Raw genomic sequence first — 22,684 nt, 5'->3', positions numbered from 1 at the left:
AATTAAAAACGTAGAAGGTTTCTGTAAGATTAAGTTGTCTAAGCTAGATATAACATTAAAAAAATAAACAATATTTAATATTTTGTTGCGAAAAAAGTTAATATTAATATATAATTACATATAGAAAGGAGAGGGATTTATGAGAGTTGTACGTATTGCAGCAGGTTGTGTTGGCTTGCTGACCACATTTGGTACATTGCCTAGCATGGCAGCCGATGTATCTACACCTTTTATACAACAAGAAGCGGCCCGAGCCGATGCTTCGTTGCGTCAACGCGCAGAAGCACCAATGACTGGGGCCGCTTCGTTGCGTTCAGAATCAGCGTATGTTGGTCTTAGTAGTGCTCCTATGAAGGCATTACCAAAGGAAGCGATTGCATTTCCTATAGACCATATTGTTATTACATCGTCAGAACCTGTATTTAGTAAATATAAGAACCGTTTAGAGGCGTATGAGCATAATCGAATCGGGTCAGACGGGGTTACATTCCTTCAAAAGTAATTACAAGAACAATTATTAGCAGATGGATATGTCACAAGCCAAGTGGTTGTACCTAATCAAGATTTACATTCAGGGTCATTAACCTTTGAGATTTTACCAGGATATGTTGAAGATATTGTTCTTACAAATCCAAATGTACGAACGAATTGGCGGAGTGCATTCCCTGTACGACCAGGTTATGTATTACGACGTCAAGCGTTAGAACAAGGGATTGATCAGATGCGTAGCGTACCTGGTCAAGATATAAAGATGACGATTGAACCAGGTACCAAGCCGTTACACTCTATTGTTAAGCTTACGGTAGAACAAAAAGGATTTGTGCATGGCTCATTTATCTTAGATAATTCAGGATATAAAGCTACAGGAGAGTATCAAGGTACTGTATTTTTATCGTTTAGTCAATTGCTGGGGCTTAATGATACATTAACAGCTAATTTCACTAAAGATATAAGTCGTCATGATGATGGCCATGGGTCAAAGCAATATGCAGTTAATTATACGATTCCAGATGGCAATCGTACGTATAGATTATCTACATATAAGTATAGCTATAGTCAATTGGTATTTATGCCAAACGCATTTCGCTCGGCTGGTACCACACAAGGTACAGAGGTGTCGGTAGAGCAGGTTCTAAATAGAACTAGTCGTTCGAAAACATCAGTTATTGCTAAGGTTAATCATAAGTCTCGTCATAATTATCTGGATGATGTAGAAATTGGTGTTCAAGAACAACATACCACATCGGTAGAATTAGGGTTATCTCATCGCCAATATAGAGGCAATACAGTAAGTGATATGTATGTATTTTATCGTCAAGGCATTAAAGGATTAGGTGCTAAGGTACGAAGTTGGGAAGGTTTGGCAGATAATCCAACTACACTATATAAAATGGCTGGGGTTGAAGGGCAGATTCAAACGGGAGTACGAATCGGTCATAAGCAAGGTATATTCTCGATGCGTTTTAGAAGTCAATTTACGAATCAGCGCTTATTTACTACGGATCAGTTTAGTATTGGTGGACGGTATTCGGTACGTGGATTTAGTGGTGAAGAAACATTACGAGGGGACTCTGGGTACTACGTACAAAGTGAATGGTCATTACCATTTAGAAAACAACAGATTACACCTTATATAGGAATAGATATTGGTCATGTATGGGGACCATCTACAGAAACTCAACTAGGTAATACATTGATTGGTGGTGTCGTTGGTGTACGAGGCACTGTTGGTGAAGCTGTTAATTATGATGTATCACTAGGGACGCCAATTAAGAAACCAGAAGGATTTGATACAGATACTCGTGTTTGGGCGTTTAGAGGAAGTTATCAATTTTAAGTGTTGTACATAGAGAGTTATATAGATACATAATACATATTGTTTTATATACTTAGGAGAGATACATAATATGAATATTAGAAAACATACGGCAATGGCCATCTTTGCTGCATTGCTTGCCACAAATTCTGCCCCATGGATTCCAATGGCGTTAGCCAATCCTGTTGTACCTGCTCAAGGTGCATTAGGACCAAAAACAGAAGAGGCTCGTAATGGTATGACTGTAGTCAATATCAATACGCCTAATGATAAAGGGCTATCCCATAACCAATATGATGCATTTAATGTAGATCATAAAGGGCTTATTTTAAATAATGCCAATCGTCCTGTGAATACGGAGCTGGCAGGTTACATTATGGGAAATCCGAATCTAGTCGGACCTACAGCGAATACAATTTTAAATGAAGTAACGGGTACGGGTGCAACATCTATGAATGGGGCTCTTGAAGTGGCCGGCAATAAGGCCCATGTTATCATTGCGAATCCGAATGGTATTTCTGTCAATAATGGCACCTTTATCAATGCTAACAGTGCTACATTAACAACGGGGAACCCAATTATCAATAACGGTAGTATTACAGGCTATCAAGTACAACAAGGTAGTATCACCGTAGGGGAAAAAGGCCTTAATGCATCGAAAACAGCACGCACAGATTTGTTAGCAGAGGCTGTTCAGCTGAATGGTAAAGTTTGGGCGAAAGATGCTCAAGTTGTGACGGGGAAGAATGCTGTTTCGGTAGATTCTTCTGGTAAAGTTACGAATGTTCACAAAACTGGTGAATCTAGTCAAGTTGGCCTTGATGTAGCTGCTATTGGTGGTATGTATGCCAATAGCATGTATTTAGTTGGCACCAATGATGGCTTTGGTGTGAATAATCAAGGTGTATTATCTGCACAAAATAAGTTAACCGTAGATAGTACTGGCAAATTGCAAAATACCGGTACTATCGCTGCTACAGAAGCAGATATTACTACAAAAAGTTTTGAGCAGATGAATCGTGGTAAATTGTATGTGGATACCGCTAAGATTACTACCGATTCTGTTATTCAAAAGGGTAATACAGAGACTAAAGATGCCCCTGTTATGATTGCCCAAAAAGATCTATCTATAGCGACAAACTCTATTGTTAATACAGATGGTAGTGTGATTAAAGCTGAGGGACAACTACAACTTGGCAAAACGATGAATTCTACAGGAACTGTATCTGGTAAGATAGATAGTATTGTAAATACAGCGTCTACCATTGAATTTGGTCAAGGTGGTGCATTATATGCTAAATCTGTAGATAATAAAAATGGTGGGATTACCCTTAAACGTGTAGTGGTAGGTGGAAAAGAGCATATTAAAAACGAAGTAGCACCATCTGGTAGCATTAAGCGATACCAATTATCGGAAGAACGAATCTATTTAGATCATGAGCAAATTCCAAAAGATAAGGTTGTTATTCATACTCGTGAGAATCTTCAACTTTCTATAAATGGTGAATATCATGAGGATTGGACTAAGTATGAATATGATCGTACTCGTGAAAAAGATGTGGTAGATACATCTAATCCTGGGCGGATTATTTCCGGTGGGGATTTACATATGGATGTCGATCATATGACGAATGAATCTAGTCAAATTAGTGCTGCTGGAGATATCACTGGTACAGTAGGTCAGTATGAACAAAGTAACCCTAAGGGTAATGAATATATTACTGAAGATGGTACAGCAACATCATATAGTCGTCGGAGGAGACGTGGACGGGATACGACTAATATACGAACGGCTGACTATAAGAATACGATAGTCAACCCTACAGATATCCCTGTTGCCGTATATGGTAGTCATGTTGAAAATAGTACAAGTGATGCTACAGTAGATGCATCTTTATTAAATAGTATGAGTCAGTTATCGACGAACCCTAATACTACCTATGTGATTGAAACCGATCCAAACTTCACAAATCGTCGTAACTTCTTATCTTCTGATTACGTATTATCTCGACTTAAATTAGACCCTATGAATATACAAAAACGATTGGGTGATGGCTATTATGAGCAACAGCTCGTTATGCAAGAGATTATGCGTCAAACCGGTAAAAGTAGACTGCAATCTGGTCTTTCAGCAGAGGAACAATATCGCCAATTGATGGATGCAGGGATTAGTGTAACAAAATCTCAATCTATTGCATTAGGTAGAGGCTTAACAGAGGCTGAGCAAAAGAATCTTAAAGAGGATGTAGTACTCCTAGTTAGTAAGGCTGTTGTATTGCCAAATGGTAAAACAGAAACTGTACTAGTACCGACTCTATATTTAGCCCCAAATACAAAACGGGTAGAAGGTGCAGCTAACTTACAGGCTCAATCCATTAACCTTTCCGTTGATACTATGCATAATAGTGGTAGTATTGTGGCAGACAAGGATATAACTATTACTGGCAACACCATTCACAATGATAATGGTCTTATTAAAGGTAACACTACTACGGTTACAGCGAATGACGAAGTTCGTAATACACAAGGGACTATTATGGGCAACGATACAGTCTCTGTGTATGCTAAAAAAGACGTCATTAATGAAGGCGGTACCATTACACAAACTAATGCAGCTGGTTCCACAAAGGTTAGTGCTGGACGCGATGTAATGAATACAGGCGTACAGTATAAGGCAGCTAATAGCAAAGTTGAGTGGGATAGTCGAAATAATCGACGTGAAACGATAACCGGTGTAGATCAAGGTCGTATTGGTGGTGCTGGTGAAACAACAGTAGTTGCAGGCCGAGATGTATCTATGGCGGCAGGTGTTATTACCTCTGATGTAAATACGCATGTAGCGGCCGGCCATAATGTAACGATGAAAGCCATGAATGCTACACATGAACTGGAAGAACATCGTTTTGACAAGGGCAAATCTGGTGGTGGGCATTCTCAAACTACGGAGTCTCATGATCTTGTTAACGCACAATCATCTGTTGGGAGTAGCATTGAAGGTAAGAACGTTTCTGTCAATGCCTCTGATACAGTACAACTTGAAGGTAGTCAACTATTAGCAGCAGATACAGTGCAAGTATCTGGTAATACGTTTGAACTAAATACAGCGAAGGCAAATAGTACAGTCAATCATGTATACCTAGATAAAAAGAAAAGTTTAGTAAAACGTGAAAGCACCAATGCGGTAGATGATGTAACTACAACATCTGTAACAGGTTCTACGTTAAGTGGTAAAACTGTAACTATTACTAGTGCTCAAGATGTAACTGGTCAATCTGCTCAAATTATGGGTGAGAATGCCGTATCTGTTACCGCTGGTGGTAAGGTAGAGTTGGGCGCAGATAAAGTGATTACAGATGGTACTAGTGTATATCGTCATAAGAAATCGGGTTTGCTTGGTAGTACAGGAATAGGCTTTACTATAGGCAAAGAAAAACACAATATAGATGAAGTTAACCATAAAGAAACTACTGTACGAAATACAATTGCCAGCACGAAAGGTACTGTTACTGTCAAAGCGAATGATACCGTTCATCTCACAAGCACTGATATTGTTGCTAAAGACGGTGCTGCGTTAGAAGGTTCTGCCGTTACATTGGATGGAAATATAGATCACAACCATATGTCTCATGATGAACGCTATAAGAAGACGGGTCTTACCGTATCGTTGGGCGGTGCAGTAGCGAATACGCTTACTAATGCGACTCGTACTATAAAACAAGCGGGTGGCCGTGATGATAAGCGTTTAGCTGCACTTGAACTCAATGAAGCACGTCAACAATTGCAAGATGGATATGAAGCGGTAGACACAGCTTTACATGGAGCTAAAATACGAGATGCCGTAACAGGTAAAGTTGAGAAAGTAGATGGTAAAGCTAAACGAGGCGCTAAAAATATTGATGATGCTGTAAATCTCTCTGTAAGTATTGGTAGCACTTCTAGAAAACAAGGACAAGTAGTAGATACAAATACGTATCAAGGTGGTACTCTTGTTAGCGACAGTACTGTACGTATTACAGCTCGTGATGCTGAGCAAAGTGGTATTTATGTAACTGGTGAAACGGTACAAGCTAAAAACCTAGTATTAGATAGTGCTAGTGATATCAACCTTGTAGCCGGTAAAAATACTGTAGATGTTAAGAATACCTATAAAAGCTCTGGTTGGAGTATCGGTGCGGGGATTAGTTTAACTGGTGGAGGACTTCTTGATATTAATGCAAGCGGTCATATGGCTCGTCAAAATGGAGATACTCACCAAGAAAGTTATGTACCAACTAAGATTAAAGCAGTCGAATTAGCACAGCTTAAAGCAAAACGTGACACAAATATGATTGGTTCTACCGTATCTGGTAAAAAGGTAGACGTAGATACAGGCCGTGATTTACATATTCAAAGCTTACAAGATGTAGATAACTTTAAAGAACACAGTAAGTCGGCTGGCTTCTCTGTTTCCTCTAAACCTAATTTCAAGAATCCAACAGGTAGTATCAATGCTAGTGTAGGACGAATTGATAGCAAATGGAAAAGCGTAACAAAACAAGCTGGAATTTATGCTGGAGAAGATGGCTATGATATTAATGTAGGGAATGGTACTACATTAGAAGGTGCTGTCATTAAAAGTGAAGCTCCAAAAGCTAAGAATACATTGACTACTAAATCTCTTGAGATGAAAGATATCCAAAATGAAGCTGAGTATACCTATAGCAATAATGGGATCGGCTATAACTACTATGGTAGTAAAAAGAAACTCGAAGAGATGAAAGCCAATGATAAAAAAGGGTATGATAAGATTTATAACAGTATTGGTCTAGTTCCAAACTTAGGTGTAGGATCTAAAGGTAAAGCAAGCTCTACTACTCAATCTGCTATTTCTGATGGTATACTAATAGTAGATGGTAAAGAAATTGATACTAAGACGATTAATACCAATACAGAGAATACGCTACATCAACTAGATAAAATTTTTGATAAAAAGAAAATTGAAGAGCGTCAGGAACTAGCACGTTTATTTGCTAAAAATGCATTTGAAGAAGTACATCGCCTAAGTGATAAATATCATTGGAAAGAAGGCGGTCCAGAAAAAGTAGCTTTGCATGCTGCAATAGGTGAGATTACTGCGCAATTGGCAGGTAATCCAAATGGTTCCGGTGCTATGTCGGCAGGGATTAATCAATTAGCTATTAAGAGCATTATTGATAAAGTAGGAAGAAAGCATCCTGATCAAGCACAGCTTATTAGTGCTGCTTTAGGATCGATAGTTAATAAAGTTACAAATAAGCCGGGGATTACAGGTGGAGCAGTAGCCTCTAATGCTACTAAGTGGAATGATACAAGTTACGAACCACAATTTGAAGGGGTTTATAAAGTAGAGGATGGCTATCTATATCAAATTGTATTTGGTAAGTGGCGTTTGTTAGGTACAAAAGCGGGGTTAGAATTTGGAGCAAAGTTCTGGGTTCCAAGAAATGATGGGTCTGGGTTAGGTGATTGGTATATTCGTGGAGACGACATTCATTATCCAGATGAATATATGGAAGCATCAATTACTGGCACTATTATTGCTCCTTTTCGTGATCCTGAAGGTAGACCTTATGGCATGTATACAACTGAGTTGAGAGGCCCTCATGTTGGAAACTATGTTAATAAAGCAGGAAAAGCTTATCTTCAAGCTGCGACACTTAGTATTTCTGGAAATCCAACATTATATGATATTGAAAATGCATCTACAGAGGAAGAACAAAAAAAAGATGCGTTTGAATTTGTTAAAGACTTATTTTCTAGAAACAAACAAATGATTAAAGGACAGTATAAACCATGATTCATTTAGATTATCTATTAATTATAGGGATATTGCTTAGTGTTTTACTATTTCTTTTGGTTGGCGTTTTCTATTATAGAAAATGTAAATTTTTAAAGGGAATAAATATTTGGTTCTTAATAATACTTAGTGTTCTGTTGAGTTATTTATTATATCCCTTATATGAACTGACAGATTATAGAGAAGAGTTTACCTCAATAGTCATTATTGCAGCGATAATCATTAAAATAATTATCAATTTATCTATATTTATGATAGCTGATAGAATAACAAGAAAATGGATTTCTAAATTACTATTAATTCTATGGGTTGTTCTTGTTGAATGCTTGTATACTCCTATTAATTTATCATATATTATCTTGCTATGTATATCAGGTGGAATTGTTTTAATGGAATACTTTCTTGGGAGAAGAAAGCATATTTGATTTAGATTTAGAATTACTTTAGACGGCAACGAAAGTTATACAAAAAAATCACCTTGCTTAAGTATAATGTAGGTGTTCAAGCCGCATTATATGCAAAAGAAAGGTGATTTTATATGGCAACAAAGACACAGGGCCTTGCGCACACAAAATGGTTATGCAAATACCACATAGTATTTATATCTAAGTAGTTATATATAATCAATAGAAATAGTTTACATGAAATACTGAGGCGTTTATGTGAATATAAGGGCATCAAGATTATAGGGGGAGCTTTTGGCAGATCATGTACATATGCTAGTATTATTCCCACCTAAAATAGTAATTTCATCTTTTATGGGATATTTAAGGGGTAAAAGTGTACCTATGATGTTCGATAAACACGCAAACTTAAAGTATAAATTTGGAAATAGACACTTTTGGTCTGAGGGGTATTATATAAGTACGGTAGGTTTAAATGAAGCTCCCGTAAAAAATATATACGTGAGCAAGAGTTACATGACCAAATGAAAGATAAACTTTGTGTAAAAGACTATGAGGTCCCTTTTAAGGGTAGCAAGTAATACGTATCCCCTTTATGGGGACCGTTACGAGTCAATAGCTATGCGACTTGAACGTAGTGAAAGCCAGCGCCTTTAGACGCTGGCCTAGTAATACGGGCTTATAGCCCGTGAGCAAAACACCCCTTTTACGGGTGGTTATAATTCATTATAATTTTGTTTCCATAGCATTAGAAGACATTTTTTATGATGTAGTTGATGACGATGAGTGGAACGATACTAACTACTAAGGTTATTGCTGTATCGCGTACAGACATATTGTATTCTGCAATACATAGTTTTAATAAAGCAAATGCGGTCCACCCATAAACTAAAACATTTAAGATGAATATAACTGTTCTTACTAGACCATATGGGAATGTGGCAGTATAGATGCCTATCATGAACGGCATGAGCACGATATTTTGAACTAACACAAGTAGAGCATATACGCTTACACCATACATGAATTGTTTAATTGTATCTGGTAAGTTTACGTTTACTGTAGGATATGTACGCTGACAGTAAAAATTAAAGATATAGCTTGCTAGTAGAGCAGGGATGATAGCTTTCAAAAGTCCTTTAAATATAAGACCCAATAAGGTAGTGAATGAAAAAATGGTAAAGAATTTATAGCCTACAATGCTTGTTGTAATGCAAGCTAAGATATAGGTTAATATTGCCATTGCCAGATACGTAATAATACCCATTGGTAGAGCTTCACTGAGGGTGCCCGTGTTTTTGAGTTCATTGCTACCTTTTTCAGGGGATAAGGTGAGTGTTAATAGATGTGTCCAATTGATTCCGTTCATAATTTCCTCTCTCTCTAAATTAAAATGAATATATATACTGATTATTATAATCAGGTATATGTATATTAAATGAAAGAGAAGCAATCGTTTTATGAAAATCCTTTTAAAGCACTATTTAGTTTTGTTGACGTTAAATATTTTTAAATGTTCTGGCAGGGTAGGTGAACCATCAGCTGATTTTACTTCTACACGAATATTCATTGTTGTGTTGAACTGAGGATACATATTTTTACATTCCTCACAAAGTTGATTGATGCGAAGAAAGAGGTTTTGAATATCATGATTGTGGACCGCATCATATGGAATAGTGAGGCTGAAACTCCAAGCATCTTCTCCAAAAAGGTATCTCTTATAAGATACATAGTTTAATTCTTCATCGGTGAGATATTTTTGAAATAAAGGGTATATGGTTACCAAAGGAATATTTGTATAAATGAATTTATCTGTAATAGGGAGGCCGCCACCATCGTAATTTACATTTTCTTCCTGTATTAATATAGGTAGATTTGGATAGGCGTCGAAGGTTGCGGTCCAGGTGTGGTTAATGTGTTTTTCTATGGTGTAAGGCATATGAGGGTAGTTTTGAGATATATATTCTTTTACTTCCTCAGTAGAATAGTGTGTGAATAGGTGGCATCCAGATGTGGTGAGTAGTATAGCGAGAAACACCATAGTTGTAAAGGCTTTATGCTGTATTTTCATTTCAATGGATCTCCTTCGATTATAAAGGCGTATTCATTACAATAGTATTATACTTAACATAATTTCTTTATTAATATTGGGATAAACGGAATACTTTTCTATACTCTTCCGGTGCATCAGAACCATCAGACGGTTTTATGATGACTCTAATATATATTTTTTCTTTGAAATCTGGATATGTTGCAGCATATTCTTTGCAGAATTGATCCATTCGATTGTAAAAATTTGTTACATCATGGTTTTCTATGGCTGAATAGGGGATAGGCATTTCAATATACAAAGTAGATGTATCGTATGTAGCATAGGATAATTCTTCTGTTGTTAGATAGTTTTTCATTAATGGGAATGCAGTTATTAACGGGATATTGGTTATCAGTATTCGCTCAACTTGTGGCACAACAGGTGCAGAGGTGTGCAAGACTTCAGATATTTCAATGGGCATTTGTGGATATTTGTCAAAGATGATTTGCCATGTATTGCCCCTTCGTGACTCTAGGTGATAGGTCAGATTAGGATAGTTCTTATTTATATATTGGTGTACCTCATCCTCACTGTAATGGGAGAGAAGATGACAACCTGTTGTCATTATGAGAGAGAATATAATTAATGGTAATAATACAAATCGTTTAAGAGTAAGTGGTTTCATTGTATGTTCCTTTTATAATGCTCTTGAATGTTCAGTAAAATTGTAATATCTTAAAAGGCATTGCTTTATTATTGGCGGAATTTTGGGGTATATTATATTAATTATATTATACCTAAATTATATGTTTACTCATATAGTTGATTAGTATAAGCGGATATATGTATTAGAAAATAGTTTGATGTAATAGCTTTCACCCTCGAAATATGATATACTATTCTAACGCGCATAATTCGTGCGCGATAGGAGGAAACACATTTAGATGTTAGAAAAATTTGAACAATTAATGATTAGCGAACCTGTTCTACGTGCGTTAAACGATATGGGCTTTGAAGAGCCTACGCCAATTCAACAGGAAGCTATCCCAGTAGCCATGAGCGGTAAAGACATGATCGGTCAAGCTCAAACAGGTACTGGTAAGACAGCGGCCTTTGGCCTACCTGTATTGGAACGCGTAGACGGCAGTAATCGTCACGTTCAAGTAGTGATTTTGTCCCCTACACGAGAATTAGCTATTCAAGTAGCAGAAGAGCTTAATAAAATGGCTCAGTATACGGATATTACGGCATTGCCTATTTATGGTGGCCAAGATATTAACCGTCAATTCCGTGCATTGAAAAAGAATCCGCAAATCATTGTTGCCACACCAGGCCGATTGATGGACCATATGGATCGCGGTTCTATTAAATTTGAAGACGTTAAGATTGTCGTTCTTGATGAAGCTGATGAAATGTTGAACATGGGCTTTGTAGACGACATCAACAAAATTTTAGGGGCTATCCCAGAAAATCACCAAACATTGCTATTCTCTGCAACAATGCCTAAGGCGATTCGCGAGTTAGCAGAAACATACCTTACAGAGCCAACGTTGATTCGTATGAAACCTACGCAAGTAACGATGGATCTTATCGAACAATACTATATCGAGGTACAAGATCGTCAAAAATTTGATGTGTTGTGCCGTTTGTTCGACTTACAAGCGCCAGAGTTGGCTATCATCTTTACACGTACGAAACGTCGTGTTGATGAAGTAACAGAAGCTCTTAAAAAACGTGGCTATATGGCGGAAGGTATCCATGGTGATTTATCACAACAAAAACGTGATAGTGTAATTCGTCAATTCCGAGAAGGTACAATTGACATTCTTGTAGCTACTGATGTGGCTGCTCGTGGCCTTGATATTTCCGGCGTATCTCATGTATATAACTATGATTTGCCACAAGATCCTGAAAGCTATACGCATCGCGTAGGTCGTACAGGCCGTGCTGGTAAGGCAGGCGAAGCATATACATTTGTTATCCCTCGTGAAATTGAACACCTTCATGCTATTGAACGCTTAACGAAACGCAAAATTGCGAAGCGTCGTGCGCCGTCCTTAGGTGAAGTTTTGGAAGGCCAACAACGTATTGCTGTTGAAAGTTTAGTTGAAATGGCAGGCAATGTAGAAGAGTTGGCGCCATTTAAAGTAAGTGCTGAAGAGTTGCTGAATGATACTGATTCTGTTACATTGTTGGCAGCGGCTCTTAAGTTGTTAACTAAAGAACCAGATACAACACCTGTCAATATTACGGAAGAAAAACCTTTACGCGTGCGTCGCCGCCGTGAAGGTGTTCGAGGTGATCGCCGTCGTCGTGATGGTGACCGTCGCAGAGATGGGGAACGCCGCCGTGACGGAGATCGTCGTCGTGAAGATCGTCCTCGTCGCAATCGCGATGAACGTAGAGGTGAGCGTCGTGATAGCCGTCGCCGTGATGACCGTCGTAGTGAACGTCCTAAAGCAGATCGTAAACCACGTCATCAAGGTGAAGGATTTAAACCATATTTTAAAGACTAATTACAGTGTGAATTTGGTTTCATACAGAGCTTGAATACAGATTAATAGTAAATATGAGTTATGAGAAACGTGGGTTGTATAAATCCACGTTTTTTATTGCTTAAAATCTACTGGAATGGTACAATAAATAATAATTATTATTTGAAAATGGACGATAGAGTACCAATATGTTTCCAAGTGGAGAAAGGTAGATTATTATGGATATCGCACAAATTTTGCGAAGCGAAGGGTTTAAGGTAACTCCTCAACGAATTGCAATTTATGATGCTTTGCGTGGTCACCACAATCATCCAACGGCAGAGATGATTTATCATAGATTGCGTCCTATGCATCCAAGCATGAGTTTAGCAACAGTATACAAAACAATGGAAATTTTTGAAAAAATTGGCCTTGTTAAAGTGTTAGAAGTAGGCGATGAACGAGCTCATTACGATTGGGATACGACTGCGCATGCTCACATTCGCTGTGTTCGTTGTAACAAAGTAGAAGATATGATGAATGTCGATCTTCATGCTATTTCCGATATTGCTGGAAAAGCTAGTGCTTATCAAATTACAGGACAACAAATTACATTCGAAGGCGTATGCCCAGAATGTGCAAAAAAAGAAAGTCACTAACAGATGCCCCCTGCGTATAAGATGCAGGGGGTTTTTGAGTAAAAATAGAGTGGAAGGGAAATTTAATGTTTATTATAGGTTCACATTTATCAATATCAAAAGGGTATTTACATATGGGAAAGGAAGCCACCAAAATTGGTGGCAATACATTCCAATACTTTACGCGCAATCCTCGTGGTGGTAGCATGCGTGCTCTCGATGTGGAGGATATGAATAGCCTTAGTGCGTATATGAAAGAACATAACTTTGGTACCTTGTTAGCCCATGCACCTTACACGTATAATCCATGTGCAGCAAAGGAAGATTTGCGCGCTTTTGCAAAACAAGCCATGACAGAAGACTTAGAACGCATGGAATATTTACCAGGCCAGATGTATAACTTTCATCCCGGCAGTCATGTAAAGCAAGGTGTTGACCAAGGTATCGAATACATCGTGGAGTGCTTGAATGAAATCTTATTCCCAGGCATGAAAACAACGGTTCTTTTAGAGGTTATGGCTGGTAAGGGAACGGAAATTGGCTCTCGTTTTGAAGAAATTGCTCGTATTATTGACGGTGTAAAATTAAAAGAGTACATGGGTGTTTGTGTAGATACTTGCCATATTCACGAAGGTGGTTATGACATCGTTAATAATTTAGATGGTGTTATCGACGAGTTCAATCGTATTGTTGGTCTTGACCGTTTGAAAGCTATTCACTTGAATGATTCAAAAAATCCTATGGGGGCACATAAAGATCGTCATGAAAAAATTGGGGAAGGTCATATCGGTATCGATGCAATTGCCCGCATTGTAACACATCCTAAATTGACGAATTTGCCATTCTACTTGGAAACGCCAAATGAATTAGATGGTTATGCTAAAGAAATTGCTATGTTGCGCTCTATCGTAGAGAATCAATAATTAAGCAAAACTGTAAATTTAGTTATATAATAATTGGTATAAACCAAATTTATATAAGGTATAGGGAGAACTGGAAAGGGGGATGAAATGCGTTTTTTACATACTGCAGACTGGCATTTAGGGCGTATATTTTATGGTCAGTATTTAACGGAAGACCAAGCTCCTGTATTGGAGCATCAGTTCTTTTCTATTTTGAAAGACGAAAAAATCGATGGCATATTGCTTGCAGGGGATGTATTTGATCGGGCGGTACCACCTATAGAAGCCATTGAATTATGGGACTCTATCATTACTCGTCTCGCTATGGATTATAAGATGCCACTCTTTGTAGTAAGTGGCAATCACGATGGGGCAGAGCGCCTCGAAGTGGGACGTGCTATGTTGGGCCAATCTGGCATTCATATTTGGGGTTCACCTCATCATGCGTTACGTCCCTTTGAATTTGAAAGCTCCGATGGTAAGGTAGCCATTTGCCCCATGCCCTTTAGTGAGCCTCGTCGTATAGGTGACGCTTTGGGACTGAACTCCAGTGAATCAAAACCAGTTGATGCGGATATGACTGATGATACTTTATTTTCCTATGTAGATGATAAGGATCAAGAAGAGGTCGCACTTAATTTACATAATTATGACCAAATGTATCAGGCTTGGAGTGATTATCTATATAAACAAGTGCCAAAACGGATGCGTAGCATTGCCATTAGTCACGCCTTTGTAATGGGGGGCGAAGTAGGTGGTTCGGAACGAACATTGTCTGTAGGTGGTAGTGAACAGGTGAGCCCTCACGTTTTTAAAAACTTTCACTATACAGCTCTTGGACATTTACATGGACCGCAACGGATGGGGGCAGACCATATTCGCTATAGCGGATCGCCTTTAAAATATTCCTTTGATGAACATGAGCAGAAGAAATCTTTTACTATTATTGATATGGATACAAACGGGAAGGTAGATATTAGTACCATTCCTGTAGAGCCAAAGAGAGATGTAGTTATTTTAGAAGGTTATTTTGAAGATTTACTAAATAATAAGGAATTACAGGCTAAGCATAAAGACGATTATGTGCAGGCTCGATTGCTCGATACGATGCCTATAATGGATGGGATGGCCAAATTGCGCCAAGTGTATCGTTGCTGTATGACGATTGACCTAGTAGGTCGTGTGGCAGCGCCTATGGCTGACATGGGGGATTCCGTATTTAAAGAGCTAAATGAACGTCAATTGTTTAATCAGTTTGCAGAAACCGTGTGGAAAGAGCCATTAACAGAGGCGGAACAGTCATATATCGACTCTGTGTGGGACCGAATTATCAAGGAGGACTAGATGAAGCCTATATCTTTAACTATAGAAGCCTTTGGTCCGTATCGAGATTCGGTTACCTTGGATTTTAGTGCACTCCAAGACCATTCCATGTTCCTTATCTCTGGTCCCACGGGGGCAGGTAAAACATCTATATTAGACGCCATGGTATATGCCTTGTATGGCGAGCCAAGTGGAGAAGTGCGGAAAACCGATGCTATCCGCAGCGATTTTGCGGAACCTGAGCGCATGACGCGTGTAGATTTTTCCTTTGCTATCGGAGATGCTCAATACCGTGTTGAAAGACTACCAAAACAGATGGTAGCCAAAAAACGCGGTACAGGTATGCGCGAACAGAACGCTAGTGCCACTGTCTATGAAATGAAAGCTGGTGAGTGGAAGGTTATCGCCACCTCTGCGGCTGCCATTCGTGATACGATTCAACGAATCATAGGTTTTCGTAAGGATCAATTTTTACAAGTGGTTCTATTGCCACAAGGGGAATTCAGAAAACTCCTTGTCGCCTCTACAAATGAGCGGGAGGAATTACTACATACTCTGTTTAGAACAGAGTTATATCGAAAGCTACAAGAGGCTCTTAAATCAGCTTATGATGACGAAAAAGCTGGCATTGAAGAAAATCTGATGAAACAAACGGCGTTGATACAGTCTATTCCTCACGATGAAGAGACTCCAGTGCTAACTGTCGAACATGTACGTGAACTATTATCTAATCGAGTACCACATCGTGATGTACTTGTAGTAGAACGAGATAGGGCTGTTAATGAGGTAGAACGATTTAATGCCTTGCGTAAGGAGTGGGCCCTATATAATCAAGCGCAACAATCTCTAGCACAGGCTACATCCCAATTAGATTTGGTGAAAACTAAAGAACCTGAGCGCACACATTTGAGTGAAAAGGTTCAATTCCTCAATTCCTTATCTCCAGTTCATGCATTGTATCAACAATACATTGATAAACAGTCTAGTTTAACAACATTAAAACGGGCACTGTCCGATGCAGAAAAAAGTGTGGACACTGCTACTCAACATGAGACTAACTGTATAGAGGTTCATGAAGCGTTAGAATCTCAAGATGAAACGATACAATCTAAGAGGATTACTTTGGCTCAACTCCAACAACAGTCTGAAAAGTTTGACGAGTTAGGATTGTTGAAAAAAAAGATGTCTACACTACGTGGTAATGTAAAACAATTGGATAGTAAAAAAAGTGAAGCGAACCTAGAGATACAACGCCAGCTCATCAAACAGATAGAAGTAGATGTTGAGGGTTTACGTAAACGGTTTCAAGAGAATAGTACACTACTGGAGCAGGTTCCTGTTATTCAAGAACAGCTTAATCATGTGCACAGATATTCTGAGTTGGTAGAAGAAATTAGTCAGGTTCAAAAAGAAATCGACATTAAGGATGAGACCTTAGCAGCTCTTGATAAAACAGTGAAAGAGGCGAAGGTACATTTAGAGCGGCTAGAGCATTTAATGCAAGAAGGGCGCGCGTATGAACTGGTTCCTTTCGTGAAAGAAGATGAGCCTTGCCCAGTATGTGGCTCTACAGAACATCCTCATTTAGCAACTAAGCCAGAATTATATCCTACTAAGGATGAGGTTGAAGCTGCTCGAGGTATTCGTGATAAAGCGTTACAACAACAAGCGAATGAAGTTGGTCGAAGGGATGCGTTAGTGGGGCGGATGCATGAATTATCTAACCATATGGACGCACAAGTTTCGATTCTTCAGTCCTCTATAGATGGTTTTTCTAAGGAAAACTTTGTATCGCTTCAACAAGTTCTGTTATCTCAAATGGAACGATTCAAAACGTTACGTGGTGAATCTGAACAGCTAGGTAAGACTATTTCTGATGCGGAGCGTAGGTTAAGCACCGCTAAGGATACGTTGGCTAAATCAGAACTTGCGCATAATGAATTGCTTAAAGCATTGCATGAACTAGAGATTAGTATCAGTTCTGTACAAGCAAAAATAGATTCCTTATCAGAGTCGTTGCCTACTACGGATATAGAGTTGTGGCGTAAGCAAGTGACATTCTTAGCATCAGAAATTAAAGAGTATGATGCGCAGTTAACAGTGATTACAAAACAATTAGAGGAGGCTCGAGGGCAGCTAAGTGCTAAACGAGGTCGACTAGAAATCTTATCTTCTCAAGTAAAAGAAGAACAAAAGAATCTTGATTCGCTTCATAGGGAATATATACAGTCATTGCAATCTATATCGTTAAGTGAAATTGATTTTGTAGAAGCATTGAGTGACTTTAATGCGTTAGAGGATTCTAAATCTAAGTTATATGACTTGGAAGAGGCCTTTAGTACAGCACAAGCTGTATATGATGCGGCACTAAAGACTACGGAGACTGTGGTTAAACCTAGCGATACTGTTTCGGATGAAGTATATGATGCAGCGGTAGAACGTCGTGATACATTGGTGGGCCATTTAGCGGCTTGGGATAAAGAAACACAGCATATAGAAACTACACTTGCTTCACTAGAGGAAATTGAATCGGCTATGGGTGAGGCCCGAGAGAAGGTAGCCTTCTTAAGTCGATTGAATGATCTCGCTAATGGGGGGGAACAAGGTTTTAAAAATGTCACCTTTGAGCGCTATGTATTGGGGGCCATTTTAGATGAGGTTGTTTATGCAGCCAATTTACGTCTTCAAAAGATGAGCCGTAGCCGTTACTCTTTGGAGCGTTCAGACTATACTGGTGGCGGCCGTGGTAAGCAAGGCCTTGATTTGGCCGTAATGGACGCTTTCACAGGACAATCTAGACCTGCGAATACCTTGTCTGGTGGTGAAACCTTTTTGGCCTCTATGGCACTTGCCTTAGGTCTTGCCGACGTGATTCAAAGTTATGCCGGTGGTATTCATATGGATACGATGTTCATTGATGAAGGATTTGGTACGCTTGACCCTGATACATTGGAGCTCGCTATGGAAACATTGGTACAACTACAATCATCGGGGCGCCTCATCGGTATGATTTCTCATGTACCGGAATTGAAAACTCGTATACCTGCTCATTTAGAGGTCACACGTGGTGATGATGGCAGTACGGCAAAATTTGTGATTAACTAGCTATACATTTACAAAATGTGATACTATTAAAAGAGGATAATTCCTACAAAAACATACTGTATTTATAAAAGGAGGTCCTATGAAGTTTTCATTTGCTCATAATAATATAAATGTTAAGGATCTTGATAAGAGTTTAGCCTTCTATAAAGAGGCCTTACTGCTTGAAGAGGCTCGTCGCTTGGAAGACCCAAGCGGTGCTTTTACCCTTGTATATTTAAAAAGTCCATATACGGCACATGAATTAGAACTTACATGGTTGCGCGATTGGGATCGCCCTTATAATTTAGGGGATAATGAATTCCACTTGGCATTTTATGTAGATGACTACGAAGCAGCTCTAAAAAAACATAAAGAGATGGGTGTTGTAGCCTATGAAAATGCCGACATGGGTATTTATTTTATCGCTGATCCTGATGGATATTGGACAGAAATCATTCCGGCGGGTAAATATTAATGGAATATATGTTAACTCGTTTAGAGTGGTTGGTTGGGCCTGATAAAATCCAAACATTAAAGGATACATCTATTGCGCTCTTTGGTGTTGGTGGTGTCGGCGGTGGGGCCATCGAGGCTCTAGTACGTGCTGGTGTAGGGCGCATCGTTATTATTGATGGTGATTCCATTGCACCTAGCAATTTGAATCGTCAAATGATTACGACACACGATACCATTGGAGAACGTAAGGTTGAGGTCGCAAAGGCGCGAGCTCTTTCCATTAATCCTGATGTAGTGATAGAAACTCACGATATTATGTATACTGAGGAGAACTATCCTGGATTTATTCAAAGCTTGAACGTTGATTATGTGATCGATGCCATTGATATGGTAACGGCAAAACTCAATATTGTCGAGGTTTGCCAACGTGAAAGCATCCCTGTTATTTCCTGTATGGGCGGCGGTAATCGCTTTTACCCAGAAAAACTTATGATTGCAGATATCAATAAGTCTCATACATGCCCGTTGGCACGCGTTATGCGCCGGGAACTCAAGAAACGGGGTATAAAAAAACAATTAGTTTTATTTTCTACAGAAAAACCGACAAAGCCACAGTTCTGCGGCGAAGCAACGAGCCCAGGAACATGTAGTTTTGTGCCACCAGTGGCAGGTTTTATATTAGCAGCACATGTGTTGCGTACAATTTTGGAGGTACCTAAACAATGAAACAAGCAAAAATCCATATGGCTGACGGCGGCGATATCGTAATTGAATTATTTGATAAAGAAGCTCCTGGCACAGTACAAAACTTTGTAGACTTAATCAACAAAGGCTTCTACAACGGACTTCGCTTCCACCGTGTAATCCCTGGCTTCGTAGCACAAGGTGGTTGTCCTAATGGTAACGGTACAGGTGGCCCAGGCTATACAATTAAAGACGAATTAGTTGGCAATCCACATAAACATGAACGTGGTGCATTGTCCATGGCTCACCGTGGTCCTAACACTGGCGGCAGCCAATTCTTTATCGTATATGAACCACAACCTCATTTAGATGGTGTTCATACAGTATTTGGTAAAGTAATCGAAGGTATGGACGTAGTTGATGGTATCCACCAAGGTGCTATCATGGAAACTGTGGAAGTAATCGAAGGTTAATCTTATGAATGATGTATCTATTAAACATCCAGAATGGCTATATATCGATGTAAATGGTAAAACATCATATGGGTATGACCAAGAGTGGTTCACTGATGAGTGGCAACGCTTGTCTGGTTGTGGTCCTACATCGGCATCACAAGTATTGGGCTATTCATTATTTAGGGATGGCTTATTAGATCTGGAAACCACATCCGATAAAACGCTAGCTTTAGAACGGATGAACTTAGTTTGGAAATATGTAAAGCCACGCTTTGGTGGTGGCGTATATAAAACACAATGGATGGAACGCGGTCTTACTCGTTTGCTCGAGGATAAAGGCTTATCTTATGATGTACATATGTTGAATGTGTCACCTTTTTCGGCATCTCGTATTGAAATAGACGCAGCAGCCCAATTTATTCATAATGGATTATCACAAGATGTTCCAGTAGCCTTTTTAAATCGTCACAAGGGGAAAGAAAAGGCCCTTTATACCTGGCATTGGGTTCCTATTTATAAGTTGTTTATAGATGGTGATGATATTCGTTGTGGCATTTTTGATGAAGGAGAGATTCGTGATTTCTCTTTGGTTAATTGGTTGCAAGATACTATTCTTGGTGGTGGATTTTGTTATATAACCAAGAAATAAGTGTAGGGTTATAAGAGCGATGGTGAAAGCTGTCGCTCTACCTATATAGATAGGAGGCTATTATGAGTCAATGGATTACCGAGGAGCAAACTCCTCATTTACGCCTTAGTGCAGAGGCTGAAGAAGTACTATATTCTGGCGAATCTGAATTCCAAAAAATTGAAGTCTTTAAATCTAAAGAGTATGGCATGATGCTCGCTTTAGATGGTGTGTTCCAAACATCTGAACGAGAAGAGTTTATTTATCACGAAATGATGAGCCATGTTCCTTTATTTTTACATCCAAATCCTGAACGCGTATTGATTATCGGCGGTGGAGATGGGGGCGTAGCTAGAGAATGTGTACGCCATGATTGTGTAAAAGAAGTGACTATGGTAGAAATCGATGGTAAAGTTGTAGAGCTCGCTAAACAATACTTACCAACTATTGCGGAAGCAATGATTGAAAAACACCCTAAGTTAACTGTAAAAATTGGCGATGGTATTGGTTTTATGGCAGAAGCAGAAGATTATTATGATGTAATTATCGTAGATTGCTCTGATCCAATCGGTCCTGGTGAAGGTCTCTTTACTGAAGAGTTCTATAAGAATACATTGAAAGCCCTCAAGGCTGATGGTCTATTTGTACAACAAACAGAATCCCCTATGTTGCATCAACCGTTAGTGGAAAAAGTATTTGGTTATGTAAATAATCACTTCCCAATTGCTCGTCTATATACAGCTTTTATTCCATTGTATCCAGCAGGTATGCATTGCTTTACATTGGGATCCAAAACATTTGATCCATTAACATGGACTCCGAACCGTGAGCAAAACTTTGAAACTAAGTACTATAATAAAGAAATTCAAAAAGCTGCTTTTGCATTGCCAAATTTTGTAAAAAACTATTTGCCAAAAAAATAAATAGTATGTATAATAGGAAAGCACCATTCGTTAAAAATCTATTTAACGGTGGTACTTCCTTTTTATTAAGGATATATAAAAGGGTTTTGTATAAGAAGTATGCAACGAATTGACTTCAAAACTAAAGGATAAATGAAGTTAAAAAAAGTTGTTGACACAAGCTTTTAAAACAGATATAATTCTCTTTGTTACGAAGACGATGTCTTCAGTACCTACAAGGTGGTGGGTATGGTGAAGCGGTTAACACGGCGGATTGTGGCTCCGTTACGCGTGGGTTCGATCCCCACTACTCACCCCATAACCTACACATCGTAATCACTGTAGGGGTGTCGCCAAGTGGTAAGGCAACGGACTTTGACTCCGTTATGCGCTGGTTCGATCCCAGCCACCCCTGCCAACATGACTCACTAGCTCAGTTGGCAGAGCACCTGACTTTTAATCAGGGTGTCCCGCGTTCGAGTCGCGGGTGAGTCACCAAATTAAAACTCACAAACGAAAGTTTGTGAGTTTTCTATCTCTAATTTTAGGAAATTTGGTTATGATGGTAAGTATATTGTGGTAACACAGTTAGTCAAAATAAAACAAAACTTCTTAAAAAAGTGGTTGACGTTTTAAATGATGACTGATATACTTTAAAAAGTCGTTAGGACCGAGTAAGTTCTAATGTACAGATCTTTGAAAACTGAACAATGATAGGTAATCAATCATATGATTGAACATATGCCAGAGTGCGGGTTTTGACTAAGTCAAAACCAACCATAATTCAAAGTTACATACATGTAACGACAACACATAATGAGCTATTCAAATAGCTTCAAGATATCTTGGAGAGTTTGATCCTGGCTCAGGACGAACGCTGGCGGCGTGCTTAACACATGCAAGTCGAACGAAGAGACTTGGAAGCTTGCTTCTAAGAATCTTAGTGGCGAACGGGTGAGTAACGCGTAATCAACCTACCCTTCAGAGGGGGACAACAGTTGGAAACGACTGCTAATACCGCATACGATCCAATCTCGGCATCGAGGATGGATGAAAGGTGGCCTCTATTTA

The 22,684-nt window shown here is 39.0% G+C and carries 16 protein-coding genes, 3 tRNA genes, 1 rRNA gene and 2 pseudogenes; 19 read left to right on the top strand and 3 right to left on the bottom strand.

The features are described 5' to 3' along the window. The first annotated feature begins 139 nt into the window (after positions 1-139). From VEI_RS10505 to tnpA, 5 genes and pseudogenes are all read left to right on the top strand, one after another. On the top strand, positions 140-502 hold the full coding sequence (locus tag VEI_RS10505; RefSeq protein ID WP_223209347.1) for a hypothetical protein: 363 nt from the start codon (positions 140-142) through the stop codon (positions 500-502). Between the two features lie 12 nt (positions 503-514). Further along, positions 515-754 (top strand): annotated as a pseudogene (locus tag VEI_RS10555) (POTRA domain-containing protein); the annotation flags it as partial. Beyond that, on the top strand, positions 752-1,837 hold the full coding sequence (locus VEI_RS07300) for a ShlB/FhaC/HecB family hemolysin secretion/activation protein (protein ID WP_256359135.1): 1,086 nt from the start codon (positions 752-754) through the stop codon (positions 1,835-1,837). The pseudogene VEI_RS10555 and the gene VEI_RS07300, both read left to right, overlap by 3 nt. A 70-nt stretch (positions 1,838-1,907) precedes the next feature. Next, entirely contained in the window at positions 1,908-7,631 is a 5,724-nt protein-coding gene (locus tag VEI_RS07295) for a two-partner secretion domain-containing protein (RefSeq protein ID WP_223209345.1), read from the top strand. A 538-nt stretch (positions 7,632-8,169) separates the two neighbouring features. Continuing rightward, a pseudogene (gene tnpA / locus VEI_RS10230) lies at positions 8,170-8,616 on the top strand (IS200/IS605 family transposase). A 167-nt stretch (positions 8,617-8,783) separates the two neighbouring features. Here the strand turns inward: tnpA and VEI_RS07280 are convergent. The 3 genes from VEI_RS07280 to VEI_RS07270 all read right to left on the bottom strand — a co-directional run bounded on the left by VEI_RS07280 (position 8,784) and on the right by VEI_RS07270 (position 10,752). Further along, the gene (locus VEI_RS07280; protein WP_059363834.1) at positions 8,784-9,404 is read right to left on the bottom strand and encodes a hypothetical protein; all 621 of its coding nucleotides are present in this window, start codon (positions 9,402-9,404) and stop codon (positions 8,784-8,786) included. Positions 9,405-9,515: 111 nt separating this feature from the next. Next, the gene (locus VEI_RS07275; protein ID WP_059363829.1) at positions 9,516-10,106 is read right to left on the bottom strand and encodes a hypothetical protein; all 591 of its coding nucleotides are present in this window, start codon (positions 10,104-10,106) and stop codon (positions 9,516-9,518) included. 70 nt (positions 10,107-10,176) lie between these two features. Then, positions 10,177-10,752, bottom strand: a complete 576-nt coding sequence (locus tag VEI_RS07270) for a hypothetical protein (protein WP_059363825.1) — start codon at positions 10,750-10,752, stop codon at positions 10,177-10,179. A 259-nt stretch (positions 10,753-11,011) separates the two neighbouring features. Between VEI_RS07270 and VEI_RS07265 the strand changes: the two genes are divergently transcribed. The 14 genes from VEI_RS07265 to VEI_RS07200 all read left to right on the top strand — a co-directional run. After that, the gene (locus VEI_RS07265; RefSeq protein WP_059363819.1) at positions 11,012-12,583 is read left to right on the top strand and encodes a DEAD/DEAH box helicase; all 1,572 of its coding nucleotides are present in this window, start codon (positions 11,012-11,014) and stop codon (positions 12,581-12,583) included. Between the two features lie 197 nt (positions 12,584-12,780). Then, positions 12,781-13,200, top strand: coding sequence for a Fur family transcriptional regulator (locus tag VEI_RS07260; protein ID WP_059363815.1), 420 nt, complete (start codon positions 12,781-12,783; stop codon positions 13,198-13,200). Between the two features lie 65 nt (positions 13,201-13,265). Further along, on the top strand, positions 13,266-14,102 hold the full coding sequence (locus VEI_RS07255; RefSeq protein ID WP_059363813.1) for a deoxyribonuclease IV: 837 nt from the start codon (positions 13,266-13,268) through the stop codon (positions 14,100-14,102). An 87-nt stretch (positions 14,103-14,189) separates the two neighbouring features. Continuing rightward, a complete protein-coding gene (locus VEI_RS07250; RefSeq protein ID WP_059363811.1) occupies positions 14,190-15,425 on the top strand; it encodes an exonuclease SbcCD subunit D in 1,236 nt (411 codons plus the stop codon). Next, positions 15,426-18,509: an AAA family ATPase gene (locus VEI_RS07245; RefSeq protein WP_059363809.1), complete on the top strand. Its 3,084-nt coding sequence runs from the start codon at positions 15,426-15,428 to the stop codon at positions 18,507-18,509. It begins immediately after the preceding gene. 79 nt (positions 18,510-18,588) lie between these two features. Next, positions 18,589-18,963 (top strand): VOC family protein, encoded by a 375-nt coding sequence (locus VEI_RS07240; RefSeq protein ID WP_005380323.1) that lies wholly within the window; start codon positions 18,589-18,591, stop codon positions 18,961-18,963. After that, the gene (locus VEI_RS07235; protein ID WP_059363807.1) at positions 18,963-19,670 is read left to right on the top strand and encodes a tRNA threonylcarbamoyladenosine dehydratase; all 708 of its coding nucleotides are present in this window, start codon (positions 18,963-18,965) and stop codon (positions 19,668-19,670) included. The genes VEI_RS07240 and VEI_RS07235 overlap by 1 nt, the downstream gene beginning before the upstream one ends. Further along, entirely contained in the window at positions 19,667-20,101 is a 435-nt protein-coding gene (locus tag VEI_RS07230; RefSeq protein WP_059363803.1) for a peptidylprolyl isomerase, read from the top strand. The genes VEI_RS07235 and VEI_RS07230 overlap by 4 nt, the downstream gene beginning before the upstream one ends. A gap of 4 nt (positions 20,102-20,105) precedes the next feature. Further along, positions 20,106-20,732 carry a hypothetical protein gene (locus tag VEI_RS07225; protein ID WP_059363802.1) on the top strand — a complete coding sequence of 209 codons (627 nt, stop codon included), beginning with the start codon at positions 20,106-20,108 and terminating at the stop codon, positions 20,730-20,732. 62 nt (positions 20,733-20,794) lie between these two features. Beyond that, positions 20,795-21,634 carry a polyamine aminopropyltransferase gene (speE, locus tag VEI_RS07220; RefSeq protein WP_059363800.1) on the top strand — a complete coding sequence of 280 codons (840 nt, stop codon included), beginning with the start codon at positions 20,795-20,797 and terminating at the stop codon, positions 21,632-21,634. A gap of 222 nt (positions 21,635-21,856) precedes the next feature. Next, positions 21,857-21,932, top strand: a tRNA-His gene (locus VEI_RS07215). 24 nt (positions 21,933-21,956) lie between these two features. Next, a tRNA-Gln gene (locus VEI_RS07210) sits at positions 21,957-22,031 on the top strand. A 4-nt stretch (positions 22,032-22,035) separates the two neighbouring features. After that, positions 22,036-22,111 (top strand) — tRNA-Lys (locus VEI_RS07205). 344 nt (positions 22,112-22,455) lie between these two features. Beyond that, positions 22,456-22,684, top strand: a 16S ribosomal RNA gene (locus VEI_RS07200); the annotation flags it as partial.

Source organism: Veillonella tobetsuensis, from assembly GCF_001078375.1.
GTDB classification, from domain to species: Bacteria; Bacillota; Negativicutes; order Veillonellales; family Veillonellaceae; genus Veillonella; species Veillonella tobetsuensis.
Note: the sequence above shows the minus strand (reverse complement) of the source record. Positions and strands in the feature narration are given on the sequence as shown.

Bases quoted from the DNA above. Each gene is read 5' to 3' on its own strand.
- VEI_RS10505 (WP_223209347.1), top strand. From the start codon at position 140: ATGAGAGTTGTACGTATTGCAGCAGGTTGTGTTGGCTTGCTGACCACA.
- VEI_RS07300 (WP_256359135.1), top strand. From the start codon at position 752: ATGACGATTGAACCAGGTACCAAGCCGTTACACTCTATTGTTAAGCTT.
- VEI_RS07295 (WP_223209345.1), top strand. From the start codon at position 1,908: ATGAATATTAGAAAACATACGGCAATGGCCATCTTTGCTGCATTGCTT.
- VEI_RS07280 (WP_059363834.1), bottom strand. From the start codon at position 9,404: ATGAACGGAATCAATTGGACACATCTATTAACACTCACCTTATCCCCT.
- VEI_RS07275 (WP_059363829.1), bottom strand. From the start codon at position 10,106: ATGAAAATACAGCATAAAGCCTTTACAACTATGGTGTTTCTCGCTATA.
- VEI_RS07270 (WP_059363825.1), bottom strand. From the start codon at position 10,752: ATGAAACCACTTACTCTTAAACGATTTGTATTATTACCATTAATTATA.
- VEI_RS07265 (WP_059363819.1), top strand. From the start codon at position 11,012: ATGTTAGAAAAATTTGAACAATTAATGATTAGCGAACCTGTTCTACGT.
- VEI_RS07260 (WP_059363815.1), top strand. From the start codon at position 12,781: ATGGATATCGCACAAATTTTGCGAAGCGAAGGGTTTAAGGTAACTCCT.
- VEI_RS07255 (WP_059363813.1), top strand. From the start codon at position 13,266: ATGTTTATTATAGGTTCACATTTATCAATATCAAAAGGGTATTTACAT.
- VEI_RS07250 (WP_059363811.1), top strand. From the start codon at position 14,190: ATGCGTTTTTTACATACTGCAGACTGGCATTTAGGGCGTATATTTTAT.
- VEI_RS07245 (WP_059363809.1), top strand. From the start codon at position 15,426: ATGAAGCCTATATCTTTAACTATAGAAGCCTTTGGTCCGTATCGAGAT.
- VEI_RS07240 (WP_005380323.1), top strand. From the start codon at position 18,589: ATGAAGTTTTCATTTGCTCATAATAATATAAATGTTAAGGATCTTGAT.
- VEI_RS07235 (WP_059363807.1), top strand. From the start codon at position 18,963: ATGGAATATATGTTAACTCGTTTAGAGTGGTTGGTTGGGCCTGATAAA.
- VEI_RS07230 (WP_059363803.1), top strand. From the start codon at position 19,667: ATGAAACAAGCAAAAATCCATATGGCTGACGGCGGCGATATCGTAATT.
- VEI_RS07225 (WP_059363802.1), top strand. From the start codon at position 20,106: ATGAATGATGTATCTATTAAACATCCAGAATGGCTATATATCGATGTA.
- speE (WP_059363800.1), top strand. From the start codon at position 20,795: ATGAGTCAATGGATTACCGAGGAGCAAACTCCTCATTTACGCCTTAGT.